The 17,255-nt window shown below is 63.0% G+C and carries 13 protein-coding genes; 6 read left to right on the top strand and 7 right to left on the bottom strand.

The annotated features are described in order from the left end of the window. Positions 1 to 55: 55 nt before the first annotated feature. Positions 56 to 1,156 (top strand): ferredoxin--NADP reductase, encoded by a 1,101-nt coding sequence (locus MTP16_RS15225; RefSeq protein WP_243511191.1) that lies wholly within the window; start codon positions 56 to 58, stop codon positions 1,154 to 1,156. A 164-nt stretch (positions 1,157 to 1,320) separates the two neighbouring features. Further along, positions 1,321 to 3,060, top strand: a complete 1,740-nt coding sequence (locus tag MTP16_RS15230) for a M3 family oligoendopeptidase (protein WP_243511192.1) — start codon at positions 1,321 to 1,323, stop codon at positions 3,058 to 3,060. Between the two features lie 73 nt (positions 3,061 to 3,133). Here the strand turns inward: MTP16_RS15230 and MTP16_RS15235 are convergent, their stop codons facing one another. The 3 genes from MTP16_RS15235 to MTP16_RS15245 all read right to left on the bottom strand — a co-directional run bounded on the left by MTP16_RS15235 (position 3,134) and on the right by MTP16_RS15245 (position 4,760). Then, the gene (locus tag MTP16_RS15235; RefSeq protein WP_243511194.1) at positions 3,134 to 3,307 is read right to left on the bottom strand and encodes a hypothetical protein; all 174 of its coding nucleotides are present in this window, start codon (positions 3,305 to 3,307) and stop codon (positions 3,134 to 3,136) included. A gap of 89 nt (positions 3,308 to 3,396) precedes the next feature. Then, positions 3,397 to 4,017, bottom strand: a complete 621-nt coding sequence (locus MTP16_RS15240; protein WP_243511197.1) for a hypothetical protein — start codon at positions 4,015 to 4,017, stop codon at positions 3,397 to 3,399. Between the two features lie 131 nt (positions 4,018 to 4,148). Continuing rightward, positions 4,149 to 4,760, bottom strand: a complete 612-nt coding sequence (locus MTP16_RS15245) for a TetR/AcrR family transcriptional regulator (protein WP_243511200.1) — start codon at positions 4,758 to 4,760, stop codon at positions 4,149 to 4,151. A gap of 192 nt (positions 4,761 to 4,952) precedes the next feature. Here MTP16_RS15245 and MTP16_RS15250 point away from each other — a divergent pair, with 192 nt between their 5' ends. The 4 genes from MTP16_RS15250 (at position 4,953) to MTP16_RS15265 (ending at position 8,472) form a co-directional block, all read left to right on the top strand. After that, positions 4,953 to 6,065 carry a T9SS type A sorting domain-containing protein gene (locus MTP16_RS15250; RefSeq protein WP_243511202.1) on the top strand — a complete coding sequence of 371 codons (1,113 nt, stop codon included), beginning with the start codon at positions 4,953 to 4,955 and terminating at the stop codon, positions 6,063 to 6,065. Positions 6,066 to 6,206: 141 nt separating this feature from the next. Then, a complete protein-coding gene (gene thiL, locus MTP16_RS15255; RefSeq protein ID WP_243511205.1) occupies positions 6,207 to 7,238 on the top strand; it encodes a thiamine-phosphate kinase in 1,032 nt (343 codons plus the stop codon). A 152-nt stretch (positions 7,239 to 7,390) separates the two neighbouring features. Further along, positions 7,391 to 7,906 carry a hypothetical protein gene (locus MTP16_RS15260; RefSeq protein ID WP_243511208.1) on the top strand — a complete coding sequence of 172 codons (516 nt, stop codon included), beginning with the start codon at positions 7,391 to 7,393 and terminating at the stop codon, positions 7,904 to 7,906. A 110-nt stretch (positions 7,907 to 8,016) separates the two neighbouring features. Further along, positions 8,017 to 8,472, top strand: coding sequence for a YybH family protein (locus MTP16_RS15265; RefSeq protein ID WP_243511211.1), 456 nt, complete (start codon positions 8,017 to 8,019; stop codon positions 8,470 to 8,472). Positions 8,473 to 8,626: 154 nt separating this feature from the next. Here MTP16_RS15265 and MTP16_RS15270 read toward each other — a convergent pair whose 3' ends face one another. From MTP16_RS15270 to MTP16_RS15285, 4 genes are all read right to left on the bottom strand, one after another. Next, complete coding sequence (locus MTP16_RS15270) at positions 8,627 to 9,001, bottom strand: hypothetical protein (RefSeq protein WP_243511213.1); 375 nt, start codon at positions 8,999 to 9,001, stop codon at positions 8,627 to 8,629. 12 nt (positions 9,002 to 9,013) lie between these two features. Then, a complete protein-coding gene (locus MTP16_RS15275; RefSeq protein ID WP_243511215.1) occupies positions 9,014 to 9,499 on the bottom strand; it encodes a hypothetical protein in 486 nt (161 codons plus the stop codon). Positions 9,500 to 9,550: 51 nt separating this feature from the next. Continuing rightward, positions 9,551 to 10,954 carry a 23S rRNA (uracil(1939)-C(5))-methyltransferase RlmD gene (rlmD, locus tag MTP16_RS15280; protein ID WP_380286618.1) on the bottom strand — a complete coding sequence of 468 codons (1,404 nt, stop codon included), beginning with the start codon at positions 10,952 to 10,954 and terminating at the stop codon, positions 9,551 to 9,553. A gap of 235 nt (positions 10,955 to 11,189) precedes the next feature. Next, entirely contained in the window at positions 11,190 to 17,234 is a 6,045-nt protein-coding gene (locus tag MTP16_RS15285; protein WP_243511219.1) for a T9SS type B sorting domain-containing protein, read from the bottom strand. Between the last annotated feature and the right edge of the window lie 21 nt (positions 17,235 to 17,255).

A 17,255-nucleotide genomic window follows, 5' to 3' on the forward strand; every position in this document is an offset into this window, starting at 1 on the left:
AAGAGGGAACACCCTGTTTCCGGCGGCCTCGTTTTTTATATCAGTTGCGCCCCGCATGTACCAAACCCTCACCGTTGTTGCCCTCACCCAGGAAACCGCTGATTCCGTCACCATTCACCTGGAGCGGCCCGACCGCCAGCCCATTGCCAGCCGCCCCGGCCAGTTCCTCACCCTCATTTTACCCTGCGGCCCCGGCGGCAAAAAAGAGCGCCGCGCCTACTCGCTCAGCAGCACGCCGCAGGAAGCGCCGCGCTTGTCCGTGACGGTGAAGCGCGTGCCGGGCGGGCTGGTCAGCAATTACCTGCTTGATACCGTGCGTGTGGGCCAGCAGATGGAGGTGATGGAGCCGCTGGGCAACTTCACCCTCAGCCCCAGCCCCAAGGCCGCGCGGTCGTTGGTGCTCATTGGGGCGGGCTCGGGCATCACACCGCTCATGTCCATGCTCAAAGCCGTAGTGCAAGCCGAGCCTCAGAGCCACGTGCTACTGATTTACGGCAACCGCAACGAGGAATCGGTGATATTCCAGAAGCAGCTGGCCGAGCTGGAAGCCCGCTCGAACGGCCACCTGCAGGTGGAGCACGTGTACAGCCAGCCCCTGCAGCCCGGCGGCCCGCACCGCCACACCGGCCGCCTGAATCGCACCATGCTGCTGCGCATTCTGGAGCAGCGCCACCAGTTTCCGGCCGAGCAGGCCGAGTACTTCCTGTGCGGGCCCGAGGGCCTGATGACCGAAGCCCAGGCCGCCCTGGCTTTGCTGGGCGTGCCCGAGGCCCGCGTGCGCCGCGAAAGCTTCGCCGCCAGCGCCGACAACGCCGAACTAATGGCCGCCCAGCCCAGTGGCCACGGAGATGTGTCGACCAACCCGGGCGACGACACCAAGTCTACCCGTACCGTGACGCTGCAATACGAAGGCAGCGAGTACGTTATTGAAGTGCCGGCCGGCAAAACCATTCTCGATACCGCCCTCGACGAAGACATCGACCTGCCGTATTCCTGCCAGGCGGGCGTGTGCACCGCCTGCCGCGGCAAGTGCCTGAGCGGCAAGGTGCATCTGGATGAGCGCGAAGGCTTGTCGGACTCGGAATTGAAGCAAGGCTACATCCTGACCTGCGTGGGCCACCCCATGACCGACGGCGTGGTGATTGAGATTGGCTAGAAAAGGCTGGCTGCCAGACTGGCCGCAGCCAGCGCTGCGGAGGTTGCCGGCTTTATCTTACGAAAACCGGGAAAAACATTCGACCTGCCGGGAGTTTGTTCCGTAAATCGTAGGTTGCGAGTCCGAGCCGTTGACGCCGCTCGCCCTATTAAAAAATATCCCAGATGCTACTAGTTGAACCTACCGCCGAGTCGGCCACCGACACCAGCCGGCCGCCGCGGCACTATTTGCCCGAAGACTTTCTGGTGACCGATTGGGCCACCATTGAGCCTTTTTTTCAGGAGCTGCAAAGCCGGCCGGTGCATACGTCCGCCGAGCTGGAACGCTGGCTCCTCGACCGCTCCGAGCTGGAAGCCGTGCTGAGCGAGGACCTCGCCTGGCGCTACATCCACATGACCTGCGACACGCAGGACCCGGCCCGGGCCGAGGCGTTTCAGTACTTCGTGAACGAGGTGGAGCCGCTGGTGGCCCCCTACGACCACGCCCTGAACGAAAAGATGCTGGCCTCGGAATACCTGGCCGGCCTCGACGAGCGCCGCTACGGCGTGTTTCTGCGCTCGGTGCGCCGGGCCTCGGAAATTTACCGGGCCGAAAACATCCCGCTCAAAACCGACATCAGCACCAAGCAGCAGCAGTATGCCGCCACGGTGGGCGCCATGAACGTGACCCTCGACGGCCAGGAGCTGACCCTGCCCCAGGCCGCCGACCGCCTCAAAAACCCTGACCGCGCAGTGCGCGAAACGGCCTGGCGCGCCATTCAGGCCCGCCGCCTGCAGGACGCCAAGCCGCTCGACGCGCTGTTCACCGAACTCATCGGCCTGCGCCACGAGGTGGCCTTGAACGCTGGTTTTGCCAATTTCCGCGATTACATGTTTGCCGCCCTGGGCCGGTTCGACTACACGCCGCAGGACTGCTTCGACTTCCACGCCGCCATCCGCGAAACGGTGGTGCCGCTGATTGACAACTTCGACCTGGAGCGCCGCCAGGACCTGAACCTGCCCGCCCTGCGCCCCTGGGACCTCGACGTGGACCCCAGCGGCCAGCCGCCTTTGCGCCCCTTCGGCACCGGCGAGGAATTGCTGGAAAAAACCATCACTGTTTTCCAGAACCTTGATTCTTACCTGGGCGACTGCCTGCGCACCATGCGCCAGATGGGCCACCTCGACCTGGAAAGCCGGAAAGGCAAAGCCCCCGGCGGCTACAACTACCCGCTGGACGAAACAGGCGTACCCTTCATCTTCATGAACGCCACCAGCAGCCTGCGCGACGTGGTGACCATGCTGCACGAAGGCGGCCACGCCGTGCACAGCTTCCTCACCCGCGGCCTGCCGCTGGGCGCCGACAAGCACCCGCCGTCCGAAGTGGCCGAGCTGGCCTCGATGAGCATGGAGTTGATGAGCATGGACCAATGGCACGTCTTCTTTCCCGACGCCGACGACCTGCGCCGCGCCAAGAAAACCCACCTCGAAAGCGTGCTCGAAACCTTCCCCTGGGTGGCCACCATCGATAAGTTTCAGCACTGGGTGTACGAGCACCCCACCCACACCGAGGCCGAACGCCACGCCCGCTGGGTTCAGCTGTTCGACGAGTTCAACCAACGCACGGTGGACTGGACGGGCCTCGAAACCTTTAAGCCCTACCTCTGGCAGAAGCAGCTGCACCTCTACGAAGTGCCCTTCTACTACATCGAGTACGCCATGGCCCAGCTCGGCGCCATTGCCGTATGGCGCAACTTCCGCCAGAACCCCACGGAGGGCCTGGCCGCTTACAAGCGTGCCCTGGCCCTGGGCTACACCGCGCCCATCGGCCAGATTTACGCCGCCGCCGGCATCCGCTTCGACTTCAGCACCGAGTACCTGCGCACCCTGGCCGACTTCGTGCGCGAAGAGATGGAGGCGCTTTAGCAGTTCATTGGCACCCAATAAAAAGGCGGCTGGCAAATTTGCCAGCCGCCTTTTTATTGGCTTTCGGTTTCGTTTAGGAAGCGCCGCCGGGCTTGGTGGTCGACGTTGTAGTATTGGTGTCTTTGTCGCACTCTTTCTTGTGCTTGGGACGCGGGTCGCAGTCTTTGCGGCCGCAGGAAGACAAGGCGAGGCCGGTGAGCAGCAGGGCCGGCAGAAAGCGCCGGAAAAGCGTAGCGGTGGTGTGCATGGCGAAAGCGTTAGTGGTGTTAAGTGGCTGAAATATACGCAATAGTTGCGTCGTCTGGCTACTTTAAACCAATTGGCTTTTACGCCGGCTTACTGCGCGCCGATGGTGAAAAAAGACAGCGGCTTGAGCGTGGCGTATTTGCCGCCCAGCGACTGCAGCTCGGCCTGGTGCAGCTTGAGGTAGTCGTTGTATTGGTGCACGGCGTGGTCGTACTGCACGCGCAGGCCCACCACGTTGGCGTCGAGCTGCTGAATGCCTTCCACGAAGTTGCGGGCGTTTTCGGTGGGGGCCGCGCCGTTGGGGGCAGCCACGGGGTACACCGCTTTTAGCAGCGAATCCTGGGCCGCGTCGTATCGGTCAATCAGGTCGGAGCTGGCCATGGTTTCCTGGGTGTAGCGGCGGGCCTTCAGGCGGGTATTGGCCTGGTCGAGGGCCTGCAGCTGGGCGGTGTTGGCGCCGGGCTGGGCTTTCAGCTCGCGCAGCAGCAGGCGTGTCACCCCAATTTTCTGGTCGTCGCTTTCGGTCATGTTGCGCCATTTTGCATTCACCGAATCCTGCAGAATGTTGAACTGGGCCTTCACCTCGGCCACCGCCGCGGGGTTGAGGGAGGCACTTTTGGAGCCGTCGCGCTTGCAGGATGCCGCACAGGCTGCGAGCAGCAGGAGGGCTATAGCCAAGGATTTGACGGGAGAAACGAGAATTTTTGCCATGAGCGAAAAAGGGGTGAGCAAAGCGCGACAACGAACAAAACTACATGGTGCCGCCTGCCGGTGCTCAGAAAAGATTGGGAAGAAAACGACACGGCGTCAACGGCAAGTTCCGCTTCCTATTGTAAAGGAGGCTACCGGGCCGGCTCGCCACTGCCGCGCTGGGGCCAGAGGCCGCTGAGCAGTTGCTCGGCCAGGCGGTGGGCTATTTCGTCGGGTGTGAGCTTACCCTCGGGGCGGTACCAGCTGGGCAGCCAGTTGAGGCTGGCCAGCAGGGTGAGGGCGGCAAAGGCTGGGTCGGGGGTGTGCAGCTCGCCAGCGGCCACGCCCCGCGCAATCAGTTCCCGGAAAGCGCCTTCGTACCGGTCGCGCAAAGCCAGAAACTCGCTGCGGGCCGGCTCGCTCAAGTGCCGCCACTCGTGCAGAAACACGGCCGAGGCGGCGCTGTCATCCGTCAGCACCCGCACGTGGGCCACAATGGCCTGGCGCAGCTGCTCGGCCACGGGTGCCGCCTCCTGGGTAGCGGCCGCAAAGCCGGCAAAGAAGCTGTCGGCCAGCCCGAAGCACACCCGGTGCAGAATTTCTTCCTTCGACTTGATGTGCGAATACAGGCTGCCGGCTTCCAGGCCCAGCGCCGTGGCCAGCTCGCGCATGCTGGTGGCGGCAAAGCCCCGGGCCCGGAACAAGGCCGTGGCGGTGCGGTCAATCTGGGCTTTGCGGGGGCGAAGGGGGGCGGTGGCAGACATAGGCGGGAAAGGTAAAGATAGGGCCTACGAACGCCCGTTAGCAAACGGTTGATGAGACGCGCCTGCTGCCAGGGGCGCTGCTAAGGCATCGACAGGAATTAAGAGAAAGTTAAATCGGGACGCTTCCGTCAACTATCCTGGCGCCGGGACGTATCTTTGCCGTTGCACTGACCTTTTTAACTCTCATTTATTATGAACAAGCATTACTTACTGCTGTCAGCGGGCTTGCTGCTATCGGGCGCTGCCCACGCCCAGGGTACCGAACTCTTTTTCTCTGAATACGACGAGGGAGCGCACCAGTCGGGTGTTAGCTACGGCGGTGCCACCACCTCGACGGGCAACGAGCGGGCCATTGAGATTTACAACCCCACCACCAGCACCGTCAGCCTGAACCCCTACTCGGTGCGCCGCTATTCCAACGGCAGCGCCACCCCCACCGAGGAAGAGCGCCTGGTGAAAAATGTCAGCGCGGGCCAACCCACCACGGGCCTACCCAACACCATGGCCACGCGCAGCACGTTTGTGCTCGTCAACGGTGAGGCCTCGCTGCCGGTACTTCGCAGCCGGGCCAACCAGTTCAGCGCCGGCTACCAGCAGGCTTCCGCATCCACGGTAATCACGGGGGGCGGCATCACCTACTTCAACGGCGACGATGCCGTGGCACTGGTGCGCTACCCCAGCGGCACGGCCGGTTCGGGCACGGGCGTTATCATCGACATCATTGGCGTAATTGGTTCGCAGCCCCCCGCCAGCGGCAGCGGCGGCACCGGCAACTGGAGCGGCACCAACCCGCTCGACGGCACCCCGGCCGTGTACGTATCTTCGGCCAACCAGTCGATTGTGCGCCGCGCCAGCGTGAGCACGGGCGTCCGCAACAACCCCACCCAGGCGACTTATAACATTGCCAACGAGTGGATGATGTACTCCACCGCCTTCAACGGCGCGGGCGGCACTTCTAACCCCGGTGGCCAGCTCTACGACCAGCTGGGCCAGCACAACGACTACGCCGGTCCTTACGGCGCCTACCAAACCACGCTGTCGAACAAGCTGAGCAAGTTCGACGCCAACATCAGTGTGTACCCCAACCCGGCTCACGGCACCGCCACGGTCGAAATCAAGGACGCCAAAGTGGGTAGCGTGACGGTGATGAACAACCTGGGCCAGCGCATTGGCGCTCAGGCCAAAGGCACCGGCCAGGAAAAGCTCACGCTCGACGTGTCGGCCCTGAAGCCCGGCCTGTACTTCGTGCAGGTTTGGAGCGTCGACGGCCAAACCAAAATCTACAAAGAGCTGGTGGTGCAATAAGCGCCCCGGTTTTAAGCTGGAAAAGGAGGGAAGCAATTCCCTCCTTTTTTTATGGGCGTATTTTTGCGGCCCGGCTGCCAGGGTCATCACGTCCTCTTTTCTGAGTTCTGGCTACTCAATACTTAATACTTGCTTTAACACATGCCCGACAACCTCACGCCCCTCAACGCCATCGGCGAATTCGCTTTGATTAACCGTCTGCAAGCCGGCCTCACGCTGCGCCAGCCCGGCTCGGTGCTGGGCATCGGCGACGACGCGGCCATCATCCGGCCCACCGCCGGCATGGAGCAGGTGATGACCACCGACTTGCTGGTGGAGGGCATTCATTTCGACCTCTCGTTCTGTCCCTTGCGGCACCTGGGCTACAAGGCCGTGGCCGTGAACGTGTCGGACGTGGCGGCCATGAACGCCCTGCCCACGCAGCTGGTGGTGGCCCTTTCGGTGGGCCCGCGCTTCACCGTGGAAGCCGTGGAAGAGCTGTATGCCGGCATGCGCCTGGCCTGCGAGGCCTACCACGTGGACCTGGTGGGCGGCGACACCACCGCCAGCCGCGGCGGCCTCACCCTGGCCGTGACGGTGCTGGGCGAAGTGCCCGCCGGCCAGGCGGCGCGCCGCAGCGGCGGCCAGCCCACCGACCTGCTGTGCGTGAGCGGCGACCTGGGCGGCGCCTTCCTGGGCCTGCAGGTGCTGGAGCGCGAAAAGCAAGCCTTCCTGGCCGACCCCGAAACCCAGCCCGAGCTGGCCAACTACGAGTACGTGGTGCAGCGCCAGCTCCGCCCCGAGGCCCGGCTCGACATCGTGCACGAGCTGCGCGAGCTGGGCATCCAACCCACCAGCATGATAGACGTTTCCGACGGGCTGGCCTCGGAGGTGTTGCACTTGTGCGCGGCCAGCGGCACGGGCGCCCGGGTGTTCAGCGAGTTTGTGCCCCTGGCCAACCCCACGCTGGAGGCCGCCGCCGAGTTCAACCTCGACCCCATCACCTGCGCCCTCAACGGCGGCGAGGACTACGAGCTGCTGTTCACGGTGCCCGTTACGGACCACGAGAAAATCAAAAACCACCCCGATATCACCATTCTCGGCCACCTCACCGACAAGGCCGACGGAGCCAATCTGATAACTAAAACCGGCCAGCCCATTCCGCTGAAAGCACAGGGCTGGACCAGCTTCTAGGCTGCTTCCAGGCGGTTTTTGGGGTTTGGGATTAACCTTCTTAAAGCGCTGCCGTTAGGAGGGCAATCAAAAATATTCAGCCGGCTGGCACGCTAATTGTCTTCCAGCTTTCATACCTGGAAATTTTTGCTTCCATTTTACCTTCTTCAGCCATGAAAAAGCTCCCTTATTTCCTCGCTCTGATTATCCTGCTGAGCACCGTATTCGGCTCAGCGCCCGCTAAAGCCCAGTGGAGCCCGCAAGCCAAGGGCGCCGTGATTGGCGGCCTGGGCGGTGCCGCTGCCGGTGCCATCATCAACAAGCGCAACCGGGCCGTGGGCGGCGTGGTGGGCGGCGTGGCCGGCGGTGCCATTGGCTACGGTGTGGGCAAGCACATCGACAATAAAAAGAAGCAGCGCGCTGCTGCCGCTGCCCAGCAACGTGCCGTAGCGGCCCGCGAAGCTGAGTATCGTCGCGAGCTGGCCCTGGCCCGCAACCGCAAAACGACCGTGACCACGACCAGCACCCAGCCTTCGGCCGTGCCGGTGAACAGCCTCACGGCTTCGGCAGCTCCCATGCCGGGCGCTGTGGCTCCGGCAGCGGTATCGAACACCTATCTGCCCAACCCGCACTACGGCGACGCTTCGAAGCCGTACTCAACCGAAGAAATTCGTCGGAAAAGCTGGTAACCCCGGAATCTTATAAAAAACAAACCCCGGGCGCCTGCGCCTGGGGTTTGTTACTTTTAGCCCGTGGGTGATGAGGCCCACTACCTTTTCTTCACCAACACCTTGGACTTATGAAATCCCTCCTTTGCAGCTTGTTTGTGGCCGTCGCGCTGAGCTCTTGTTCGAAAGCCGGCGACGCCGTGAATGTGCAAACCCTCGACCAGGACTTTATCAGCGCCTGGAACAGCCGCGACTCCGGCAAAATCACCGGCATGATGGCCGACGACGTGGCCTTTGTGCAGGGCAACGCCCACTGGAAGGGCAAAGACGAAGTGAGCCAGAAGTGGGTGAGCGCCACCATTGCCACCATCAGCAACCTGAAAACCAGCGTGAGCAGCAGCGGCACCGACGCCAACACAGCCTACGAGGCCGGCACCTTCTCGGTAGACGTGGCCCCCGCCGCACCCGGCGAGCCCGCCGGCTTTGGCGAAGGCAACTACATTTTCCTCTGGAAAAAAGCCGCCGACAATACCTGGAAGCTGAGCTACGCACAACTGGAAGACCTGCCGGTGCAGCGCCGGAATTAGATGGAGTGATGGCGCCAAGCGCCAAAGCAAACGTCATGCTGAGCGAAGCCGAAGCATCTCTACTGCGGATAGTAAATAATTACTTGCGCGGTAGAGATGCTTCGGCTTCGCTCAGCATGACGTTCTTTTTTATTAGGCTCCTACGTGGACTTTCTTAATCCTCTGGGTAGGGCACGAACACAAAGTTGGTGAACTCCTCATCCAGCACAAAGAGGCAGCAGAACTCATTGGGGTCTTTGTAGGTAGCCTGAAACGCCTCGACGCCCTCGGCACTGACGATGCCTTGCTGCACGAACAACTCCAGGTAGCTGGCGAAAACGTGCCACTCCAGCTGCATCTCGTCGGCGTTCACAAGCAGGCCGCCGAGGGGCACTTCCTGCTTGGCAAACACGAAAATGGGGTATTGGCTGATGTCGCGCTTGCGAATCTGGGCCGAGGCTTCGCCCAGCGTGTCGGACACCGTGGCGAAATCCTTGGTGATGGTGCCGAGGTATTTGCCGTTGAGTTCGGGGTCGTTGAAGTAGTCCATTTTATTATAGTGTCAAGCTAGGTTTAATCTTTCGACGGTACGGATGAATAGGGCCGTTTTCTCTCTACTGTCGCTCAAAAAGAAAGGTAGCCGTCCTTTCCCAGTGCTTTGATTCATGGTGTTTATATGTAACTCACCATCTTTTATCAGCACAACGACAACCTGACCAGTTCCTAGCCATTGGCTTGGAATCATAGCTTGAATTACGTGCTTATTATTCTGCTGAATGCTCCAACCCAGATGATTGAAAGCGGACTCGGCTAATTTTCTATTGCTGGCAAGATTCAAACCGGTTTCAAGTGGAGTTACCTCCCGTTCCTTAAGCAGGCAATAGATGCCATAGCCACAGAGTAGGCCGAATATGATAAACGCTGGAATGGCTTGCAGTCGGTTGCTGTCACTTGTCTCGATAAAAACAAACACAGCGCTGACAGCCCATATGGCAATACAGGGAAAAAGTCCGACAAAACCGCCGTACCAGTCAACATTTTTGGGCATTTTCCCCACGCGCATGGCGGTGCGGGCTTCTGCGGGCGTTAGCCAGACCATCTACTTCAACTCCAGCGCCACCACATTCTCCACGTGGTGGGTGTGCGGGAACATGTCCACCGGCTGCACGCGGGTCACTTTGTAGGCGGCATCCAGCAGCTCCAGGTCGCGGGCTTGGGTGGCGGGGTTGCAGCTGATGTACACGATGCGGGGGGCGCGCAGCTCCAGCAGGCGCTTCACCACGTCTTCGTGCATGCCGGCGCGTGGCGGGTCGGTAATGAGGACGTCGGGGCGGCCGTGGTGGGCGGTGAACTCGGCCGTGAGCACGTCCTTCATGTCGCCCGCAAAGAACTCCATGTTGGTGATGTTGTTGATTTCGGCGTTCACGTGGGCGTCGGCCACGGCCTGCTCCACGTACTCGACGCCGATGACCTTGCGGGCCTGCCGGGCCACGAAGCTGGCGATGGTGCCGGCGCCGGTGTAGAGGTCGTACACCAGCTCGTCGCCCTTGAGGTCGGCAAACTCGCGGGCCACTTTGTAGAGCTGGTGGGCGCCTTCGGAGTTGGTTTGGTAGAAGGACTTGGGGCCGATGCGGAAGCGCAGGCCTTCCATTTCCTCCTCGATGTAGGGCTTGCCCTTGTAGTTCACCACCTCCAGGTCGTGGAAGGTTTCGTTGCCCTTGTTGTTGAGGACGTAGTTGAGCGAGGTAATCTGCGGGAATTTCTCGTACACGGCATCCAGCAGCGGCTCGATGCTGTGGTGGGGCAGGTAGCACTGCAAAATCACCATGATTTCGCCGGTGGTCTGGGCCGTGCGGATGATGAGGTTGCGCAGGTTGCCGGTCTGGCGCACGATGTTGCCGAAACGCAGGTCCCGCTCCCGCGCGTAGTCGCGGATGAAGAGGCGGATTTCGTTGCTCGGCTCGGGCTGCAGGTGGCAGTGCTGCACGTCGATTATCTTGTCGAAGCGGGCCGGGGTGTGGAAGCCCAGCACCCGGCGGTCGTAGTGCTGGGTATCGTCGTTGATTTGCTCGTTCGTCAGCCAGCCCATGAAGCTGAAGGTGTACTCCAGCTTGTTGCGGTAGTAGGTGCGCTGGGGCGAGGGCAGAATCTGCTGGATTTCGGGCAGCGCCACTTTGCCGATGCGCTGCAAGGTGTCTTCCACCTGCTGCTGCTTGAAGCGCAGCTGCGAGTCGTAGCCCAGGTGCTGCCACTTGCAGCCCCCGCAGGTGCCGAAGTGCTGGCAAAACGGCGTGGTGCGCAGCTCGGAGTAGGCGTGGAAGTGCGTGGGCACGGCTTCCAGGAAATTCTTCTTGGCTTTGGTGACGCGCAAATCGACCACGTCGCCGGGGGCGACCTGCGACACGAAGATGACCAGATTTTCGATGCGCACCAGGCACTTGCCTTCGGCCACCATGTCCTGGATGGTGACGTTGCGGAGCAGCTCCGCGGGAATGTTTTTCATTCGGCTCATAAGGGTGCAAAACTACTCTCTGAACCACGGATTCGCTCGGATTTTTCGGATGCCACGGATTTTGTGGGCAATTGCAGGTGCCAGAGTTGCCATCGGGCAAACTCAACTTGCTACGCAGATTCCCAACAAAAAAGGCCACCCAAGCGGGTGGCCTTTTTGCTACTTAATTGCTCAGAAGACGTCTACGAAATCCGTGGCATCCGAAAAATCCGAGCGAATCCGTGGTTTATTTCACTACCTCGAACCAGTTTTTGATGCTGGTGCCGTTGGGCAGTTTCAGTAGGTAGAAGTACTGGCCGGCGGCAATGCTTGGGTCGTCGCCCCAGTTGTTCTGGTAGTTGGTGGTGCTGTACACCTCGCGGCCCCAGCGGTTGAACACAGTGAAGGTGTTGCCGGGGTAGAGGGCGATGTTGTCAATCACCAGCACGTCGTTCTGCCCGTCGCGGTTCGGCGTGATGATGTTGTACACCTTGGTGTCGCCGGAGAACTGCACAGTGGTTTCGTTCGAGTTGGAGGTGAAGTTCAGCGGGGTGCCGTTGATGAAGGCAATGACCCGGAATTTCTGCTCAAACCCGAAGCCCGAAGCCGTGGCATTGCCATCGGTATTTGAGATGGTGGCTTGCAGAACATTGCCCGGCACGCGGAGCACTTCGGTCCCGGCGTTGGCATCCAAGCGGCGAACGATGATGTATTCGCTAACCGTGGCTCCTGCATAAGCATTCCAGCTCAGGGCCACGCTGCCTTGGTTGCGGCCGCCCGTGCCGGGCGAGGCCACGGCCACCAGGCGCACCGTCTGCACCACCGAGCTCGAAATGAGGTTGCCGCAGCCGTTGGTCAGGTCGAGGCGGTACTCGTAGGTGTTGGCGTTGGCATCCACGTTGGTGGCATCGGTGTAAGTAATCGACGATACCGGCGTTTGGCCCACGGCCACGAATGCCCCGCTGCCCGCCACGCGGCGCATGATTTGCACCTGGTTGGGGGTGTTGGTGGCGCCCGTAGTGCGCAGCGTCAGCACAATGCGGTTGTTGCTGGCAATGTCGACCGAGCCCAGCGTGAGCGCAATGCCGGGGCTGTCGAACAGCACCGTGCGGGTGGCGGCAGCGCTGGGGCAGGAGGCCGGGCTGGCACTCACTTCCTGCACGCTCACCGAGTACGGGCCCGTGGCATTGAAGCGCACCGTGACGGTGCTGGCCGTGAGCGGCGTGGAGGTGATGGTGCCGCCCACGATGGTCCACTGATAGCTGGCGCCCGGGGTGGGGTTAGCCACGGCGTACTGCTGGGTCTGGGCCACGTTGCACACAAAGCCCGAGCCCGAGATGACGGGCGTGGCCGGCGTGGGGTTCACGGTGAAGGGAGCCGTGTAGAGCGGGCCTGCGCAGCCGGCCGAAGTGGTTTCCTGCACCGTGAGGGTGTAGTTGCCGGGGGCGGGCAGCGTGTTCAGGGTGCGGGTGCTGCCGGTACCGACCAGCGTGGTGCCGCTCAGGATGAAGCTATAGGTCGAGCCCGTGAAGCCGCCCGGCAGGGCAAACGTGACGGGGCCGCTGCCCTGGCACACCCGTGCCGGAGCGGTGATGGTCAGGTTGGTGCGCGGCGAGGGGTTGATGAGCACGCGCAGCGTATCGGACGTGCCCAGGCAGCGCACGCCGCTTGCGGGGTTGCTGGTTTCCGTCACCACAATCTTGCCGATGGTGGGCGTCGTCACCGGGGCCCAGTTCACCGTCACCGTGTTCTGGAAAGTGCTCACCTGCGTGCCGCCGATGATGGTCCAGCCATACGTCGAGCCGTTGGCAAACGAGCCACTGGTGTAGGTGTAGGGGCCATCGGCCTGGCACACCGAGCGGGGCAGCGGCGCCACGGCCACCACGTCGCCGGGGCCGGTGGGGCGCACCGTTTGCAGGCGCGGGTTAATGACGATGGGCAGCGTGGTCGTGTCCGAAGAGCAGCCCTGGGCGTTCAGGCGGAACACCTTCACGTAGCCGCCCGTTTGGGCCGGGCCCCAGTTCACGGTGATGGCCGCTGTGCCCTGACCGGTGGCAATGGTGCCGCCGTTAACCAGCCAGGTATAAGCAGTGCCGGCCGGCGTGGGCACCGAGTAGGCAATGCCCGTCACGGTGGGGCATACCGAAGCCGGGCCCACGATGGACTCCGGTGCCGGGCGCGGGTTGATGGTCACGACCACCGTGCTGGTGCTTACGCAGCCGCTGGCGGTGGTGGCCGTCAGGGTGTAGGTGCGGGTGATGGGGGTGGTTCCGGTGTTCACGCCCAGCAGCACGGGCTGGGCCACGGTGGCACTGCTCAGGTTGGTGGCCGGGCTCCAGCTGTAGGTGTAGCCAGCTACCGGGACCGTACCCAGGGTTACCCGCTTGCCGTCGCACACGGCCACGGCCGGGCCGGCGTTGGCGGTCGAGGCCGGGTTCACGGTCACGGTCACGGTGCCGGTGGCCACGCAGCCATTGGCGGTGGTGGCCGTCAGGGTGAAGGTCGTGACGATGGGCGTGTTGGTCGTGTTGGCCAGCGTGAAGGTAGGGTTGGCAACCGATGCGCTGCTCAGGCCGGTGGCCGGGCTCCAGCTATAGGTGTAGCCAGCCACCGGGGCGGCGCCCAGCGTAACGGCGTTGTTCGAGCAGGTCGTCTGGTTGGCGCCGGTCACGGCCACTGCGGCGGGGTTAACAGTTACAATCACCGTATCGCGCTGGAAGCAGCCGTTGCTCGTCGTCGCCAGCAGAATGTATTGCTGGGTGATGTTGGCGCCCGTCGTGTTGGGCAGGGTCACCGTCGGGTTCAGCACCGAGGCACTGCTCAGGCCCGTGGCGGGGCTCCAGGTGTAAGTCGTGCCCGTCACAGCGGTGCCGGCACCAATGGTCGTGGCCACGTTCGAGCAGGTTGCCTTGTCTGGGCCAGCCTGGGCCACAGCGGCGGGGTTCACCGTCACTACTACCGTGCTAGTGGCCGTGCAGCCGTTGGCCGTGGTGGCCGTCAGGGTATAAGTCTGGGTGATGTTGGCGCCGGTCAGGTTGGGCAACGTCACGGTGGGGTTCAGTACCGAAGCGCTGCTTAGGCCCGTAGTGGGCGTCCAAGCATAGGTGGTGCCGGCCACAGCCGTGCCGGTGCCGATGGCGACGGGCACGTTTGAGCAAGTCGATTTCGCTACGCCGGCTTGGGCCACGGCGGCTGGGTTGACGGTCACGGCTATGGTGCTGGTGGCGATGCAGCCGTTAGGCGTCGTAACTGTCAGGGTGTAGGTGGTGGTGATGGGCGCGCCGGTGGTGTTGGTCAGGGTAACGGTTGGATGCGGGCCCGAAGTATTATTCAAACCCGTAGAGGGACTCCAGGTGTAAGTATTACCGGTTAGGGCTACGCCGCCGCCCAGTATCCGGCTTTCGCCCGAGCAGAAAGCTAACGCTGGTCCCCCCGCATTGGCTACGGCAGCGGGGACTATAGTCACAACCACGGTGCTGGTAGCGGTGCATCCCTGGGCTGTGGTAGCCGTCAGGGTGTAGGTCTGGGTGATATCGCCGCCAGTCAGGTTGGGTAGGGTCACGGTTGGGGTCAACACCGAGGCGCTACTCAAGCCCGTGGTGGGGCTCCAAGCGTAGGTGGTGCCGGCCACAGCCGTGCCGCTGCCGATTGTCACGGGCACATTCGGACAGGTCGACTTAGCCAAGCCAGCGTCGGCCACAGCGGCGGGGTTGATGGTCACTACCACCGTGCCCGTGGCCACGCAGCCGTTGGCCGTGGTGGCCGTCAGCGTGTAGGTGGTGGTGATGGGCGCGCCGGTGGTGTTGGTGCCGGTTGCGGTCGGGTTCAGGATGTTGGGGTTGCTGAGGCCCGTAGTCGGGCTCCAGCTATAAGTAGTGCCCGCTACTGGGGTGGCCGAGCCACCGAGGGGTGCCGAGGTCGTGCCCGAGCAGAAGCTGATGGCCGGGCCGGGCGTGGCCACGGCAGCCGGGTTCACCGTCACCACCACCGAAGACGTGGCCGAGCAGCCCGTCGCATCGGTGGCCGTCACGGTATAAGTCTGGGTGATGGGGGCGCCCGTCGTGTTGGGCAGCGTTACCGTCGGTTGCGCAGCGGTCGCGCTGCTCAGGCCGGTGGCCGGGCTCCAGCTATAGGTGTAGCCAGTGAGGGCCGTCGTGCCAATGGAGGCCGAAGCCACACCCGAGCAGGTGCTCAGGGCCGGGCCGGCGTTGGCGGTGGCGGCGGGGTTCACCGTCACGCGCACCGTGCCCACGCTGGAGCAGTTGCTGCCCACCGTTACGGTCAGGGTATAAATCTGGACGATGGGGGCGTTGGTGGTGTTGGGCAGGGTCACGGTGGGGTTGGCCACGGTGGTGCTGCTCAGGCCAGTGGCCGGGCTCCAGGCATAGGTAGCGCCCGCAATGGGCGTGCCGCCGAGCGGCGTCGAGGCCACACCGGGGCAGATGGTACGGTCGGCGCCGGCGTTGGCCGTGGGCGGAGGCGTCACGGTCACGGTCACGGTGTTCGAGATGTTGCAGGTGCCGTCGGTACCCGTCACGGTGTAGGTCGTCGTGGCCGTGGGGGTCACGGTCACGGTGGTGCTGGTCGAGTTCAAGCCCCCGCCGGTCCACACGTAGGTGAGGCCGGCCTGGCCCGCCACGGTGAGGGTGGTGCTGCCGCCCAGGCAGATGGTGGGCGCGGCGGCCGTCACCGTGAGGGCGGGCAGCGGGCGGATGTCTACCGTTTTCACCACCGAGTCGGTGGGGCAGCCGCGCGAGGAAATGCCCCTCAGCACCAGCGTGCCGGTGGTGTTGGCACTGTTCCAGGTCACGTTCACCGCGTTGGTGCCCTGGCCGCTGCTGATGGTGCCGTTCCGCACGGTCCAGTTGTAGGAGGTGGGCACCGGGCCGGCGGCGGTGTAGGTGCGCACCGTGGCGGGGTCACACACCGTGGCCGGACCGTTGATGGCGTTGGGGCCCGCCGCGCGCGTCACCGTAATGCGGAACACATCGGCGGCAATCTTGCCGCCGCAGCCGTTGTCCTTCACCGTCACGGCAATGTCGTAGGGCGTGGCGCGGGCGTTGCCGCAGGCCGAGTTGAACACGAACGTGCCCGTTACCGTGCCGGTGCCGGAGGCCGTGGCCGTGCCGGTTCCGGTGCCGGCCTGTACCGTGCCCGTGTTGTTGTTGAAAGTGGTGTTAAAGGGCCCGCTCCCGTCCAGCAGCACGCTGTTGGCCGTGAGCACCAGGGGGTGGCCCGGGGTGCTGGCCTGGGTGGCCGTGATGGGGATGCTCAGCGACTGCCCTTCTTCAATGGTGTAGCTGCGGGGGGTGCTGATGGTAGAGGGCAATACGGGCGGCGGCGTGGTCGGGCAGGTCGACACCACGAGTTGCAGGTCGCGTCGGGTGGTGCCAATCAGTACCTCACGGCCGTTGATGTTGCGGTATTCCTGCACGTCCACGGCCACCACGTAGAGGCCGTTGGTGGTGGCGCCGTACTTGGCTACCCCGGTGCTGGCGTTGAGCAACGCAAAGTTGCCCGGGCCTGTGCCGAAAGGCGTGGCCGAACTGTAGCTGGAATTAAAATAGGGGGTGGTAGCAAACGTAGGCGGCGTGGTCGTGATGTTGGTTACGTTGCTGTACGGGGTGCCGAAAGAGTACGCCAGCCGGTCGCCGTCGGCATCCACCGCGTTGTTGAGCGAAATGGTGGTGTCGTTCTGGCAAACAATGGCCACGGCCGTGTCGGAAAAAACCGGCGAGCGGTTCGAGATGAGCGGCGGGGCCATGCTCACGTACAGCGTCATGTTCTGGTTGCCCGAATTGGACAGGTTGGCGATGCCGGCGTTGCGCGCCCCCAACGTGAAGGTGGCGTAGTAGCCATCAAACGACACCGGCAGGTTCACCACCTGGATGTACTTGCACAGGTAGAAGGGCTGGCTGGGGCCCTGCACAGTGCAGCCCGCCGGCACCGCCGGCGAGATGGGCGGCGGCAGGGCGCCTGATGTCGACGGCGTCGTCCTGTTAATATTAAACGGGGGGAGACTAGCGCCGGTGGTCCGGTTGTAAATGGTAACGGTGGCGTTGGGCGGCGGCGGCGCTATACTGCCGGGGTTGGTGCTGTAGAGGCCGTTGCTGTAAACGGTGACCGTGATTTCGTAGCGAAACGGAGCGGTCGTGGGGCCGTTGGCGTCCAGGTAACGGTAGCTCATTTCACCGCCCAGCAAGTGGGTAGCCCGCGCCGGGCCCACGCCCAGCACCAGAAGCGCCAGCAGCAGTATCGACCCGAAAAAACGCCGTGGTAAGGTTTTAAACATATAAAAAAGTAAAGGGAGGGA

It is taken from the genome of Hymenobacter monticola (genome assembly GCF_022811645.1).
GTDB classification, from domain to species: domain Bacteria; phylum Bacteroidota; class Bacteroidia; order Cytophagales; family Hymenobacteraceae; genus Hymenobacter; species Hymenobacter monticola.

Excerpts from the sequence above, each read along its gene's own strand:
- MTP16_RS15225 (WP_243511191.1), top strand. The coding sequence starts at position 56 with ATGTACCAAACCCTCACCGTTGTTGCCCTCACCCAGGAAACCGCTGAT.
- MTP16_RS15230 (WP_243511192.1), top strand. The coding sequence starts at position 1,321 with ATGCTACTAGTTGAACCTACCGCCGAGTCGGCCACCGACACCAGCCGG.
- MTP16_RS15235 (WP_243511194.1), bottom strand. The coding sequence starts at position 3,307 with ATGCACACCACCGCTACGCTTTTCCGGCGCTTTCTGCCGGCCCTGCTG.
- MTP16_RS15240 (WP_243511197.1), bottom strand. The coding sequence starts at position 4,017 with ATGGCAAAAATTCTCGTTTCTCCCGTCAAATCCTTGGCTATAGCCCTC.
- MTP16_RS15245 (WP_243511200.1), bottom strand. The coding sequence starts at position 4,760 with ATGTCTGCCACCGCCCCCCTTCGCCCCCGCAAAGCCCAGATTGACCGC.
- MTP16_RS15250 (WP_243511202.1), top strand. The coding sequence starts at position 4,953 with ATGAACAAGCATTACTTACTGCTGTCAGCGGGCTTGCTGCTATCGGGC.
- thiL (WP_243511205.1), top strand. The coding sequence starts at position 6,207 with ATGCCCGACAACCTCACGCCCCTCAACGCCATCGGCGAATTCGCTTTG.
- MTP16_RS15260 (WP_243511208.1), top strand. The coding sequence starts at position 7,391 with ATGAAAAAGCTCCCTTATTTCCTCGCTCTGATTATCCTGCTGAGCACC.
- MTP16_RS15265 (WP_243511211.1), top strand. The coding sequence starts at position 8,017 with ATGAAATCCCTCCTTTGCAGCTTGTTTGTGGCCGTCGCGCTGAGCTCT.
- MTP16_RS15270 (WP_243511213.1), bottom strand. The coding sequence starts at position 9,001 with ATGGACTACTTCAACGACCCCGAACTCAACGGCAAATACCTCGGCACC.
- MTP16_RS15275 (WP_243511215.1), bottom strand. The coding sequence starts at position 9,499 with ATGCCCAAAAATGTTGACTGGTACGGCGGTTTTGTCGGACTTTTTCCC.
- rlmD (WP_380286618.1), bottom strand. The coding sequence starts at position 10,954 with ATGAAAAACATTCCCGCGGAGCTGCTCCGCAACGTCACCATCCAGGAC.
- MTP16_RS15285 (WP_243511219.1), bottom strand. The coding sequence starts at position 17,234 with ATGTTTAAAACCTTACCACGGCGTTTTTTCGGGTCGATACTGCTGCTG.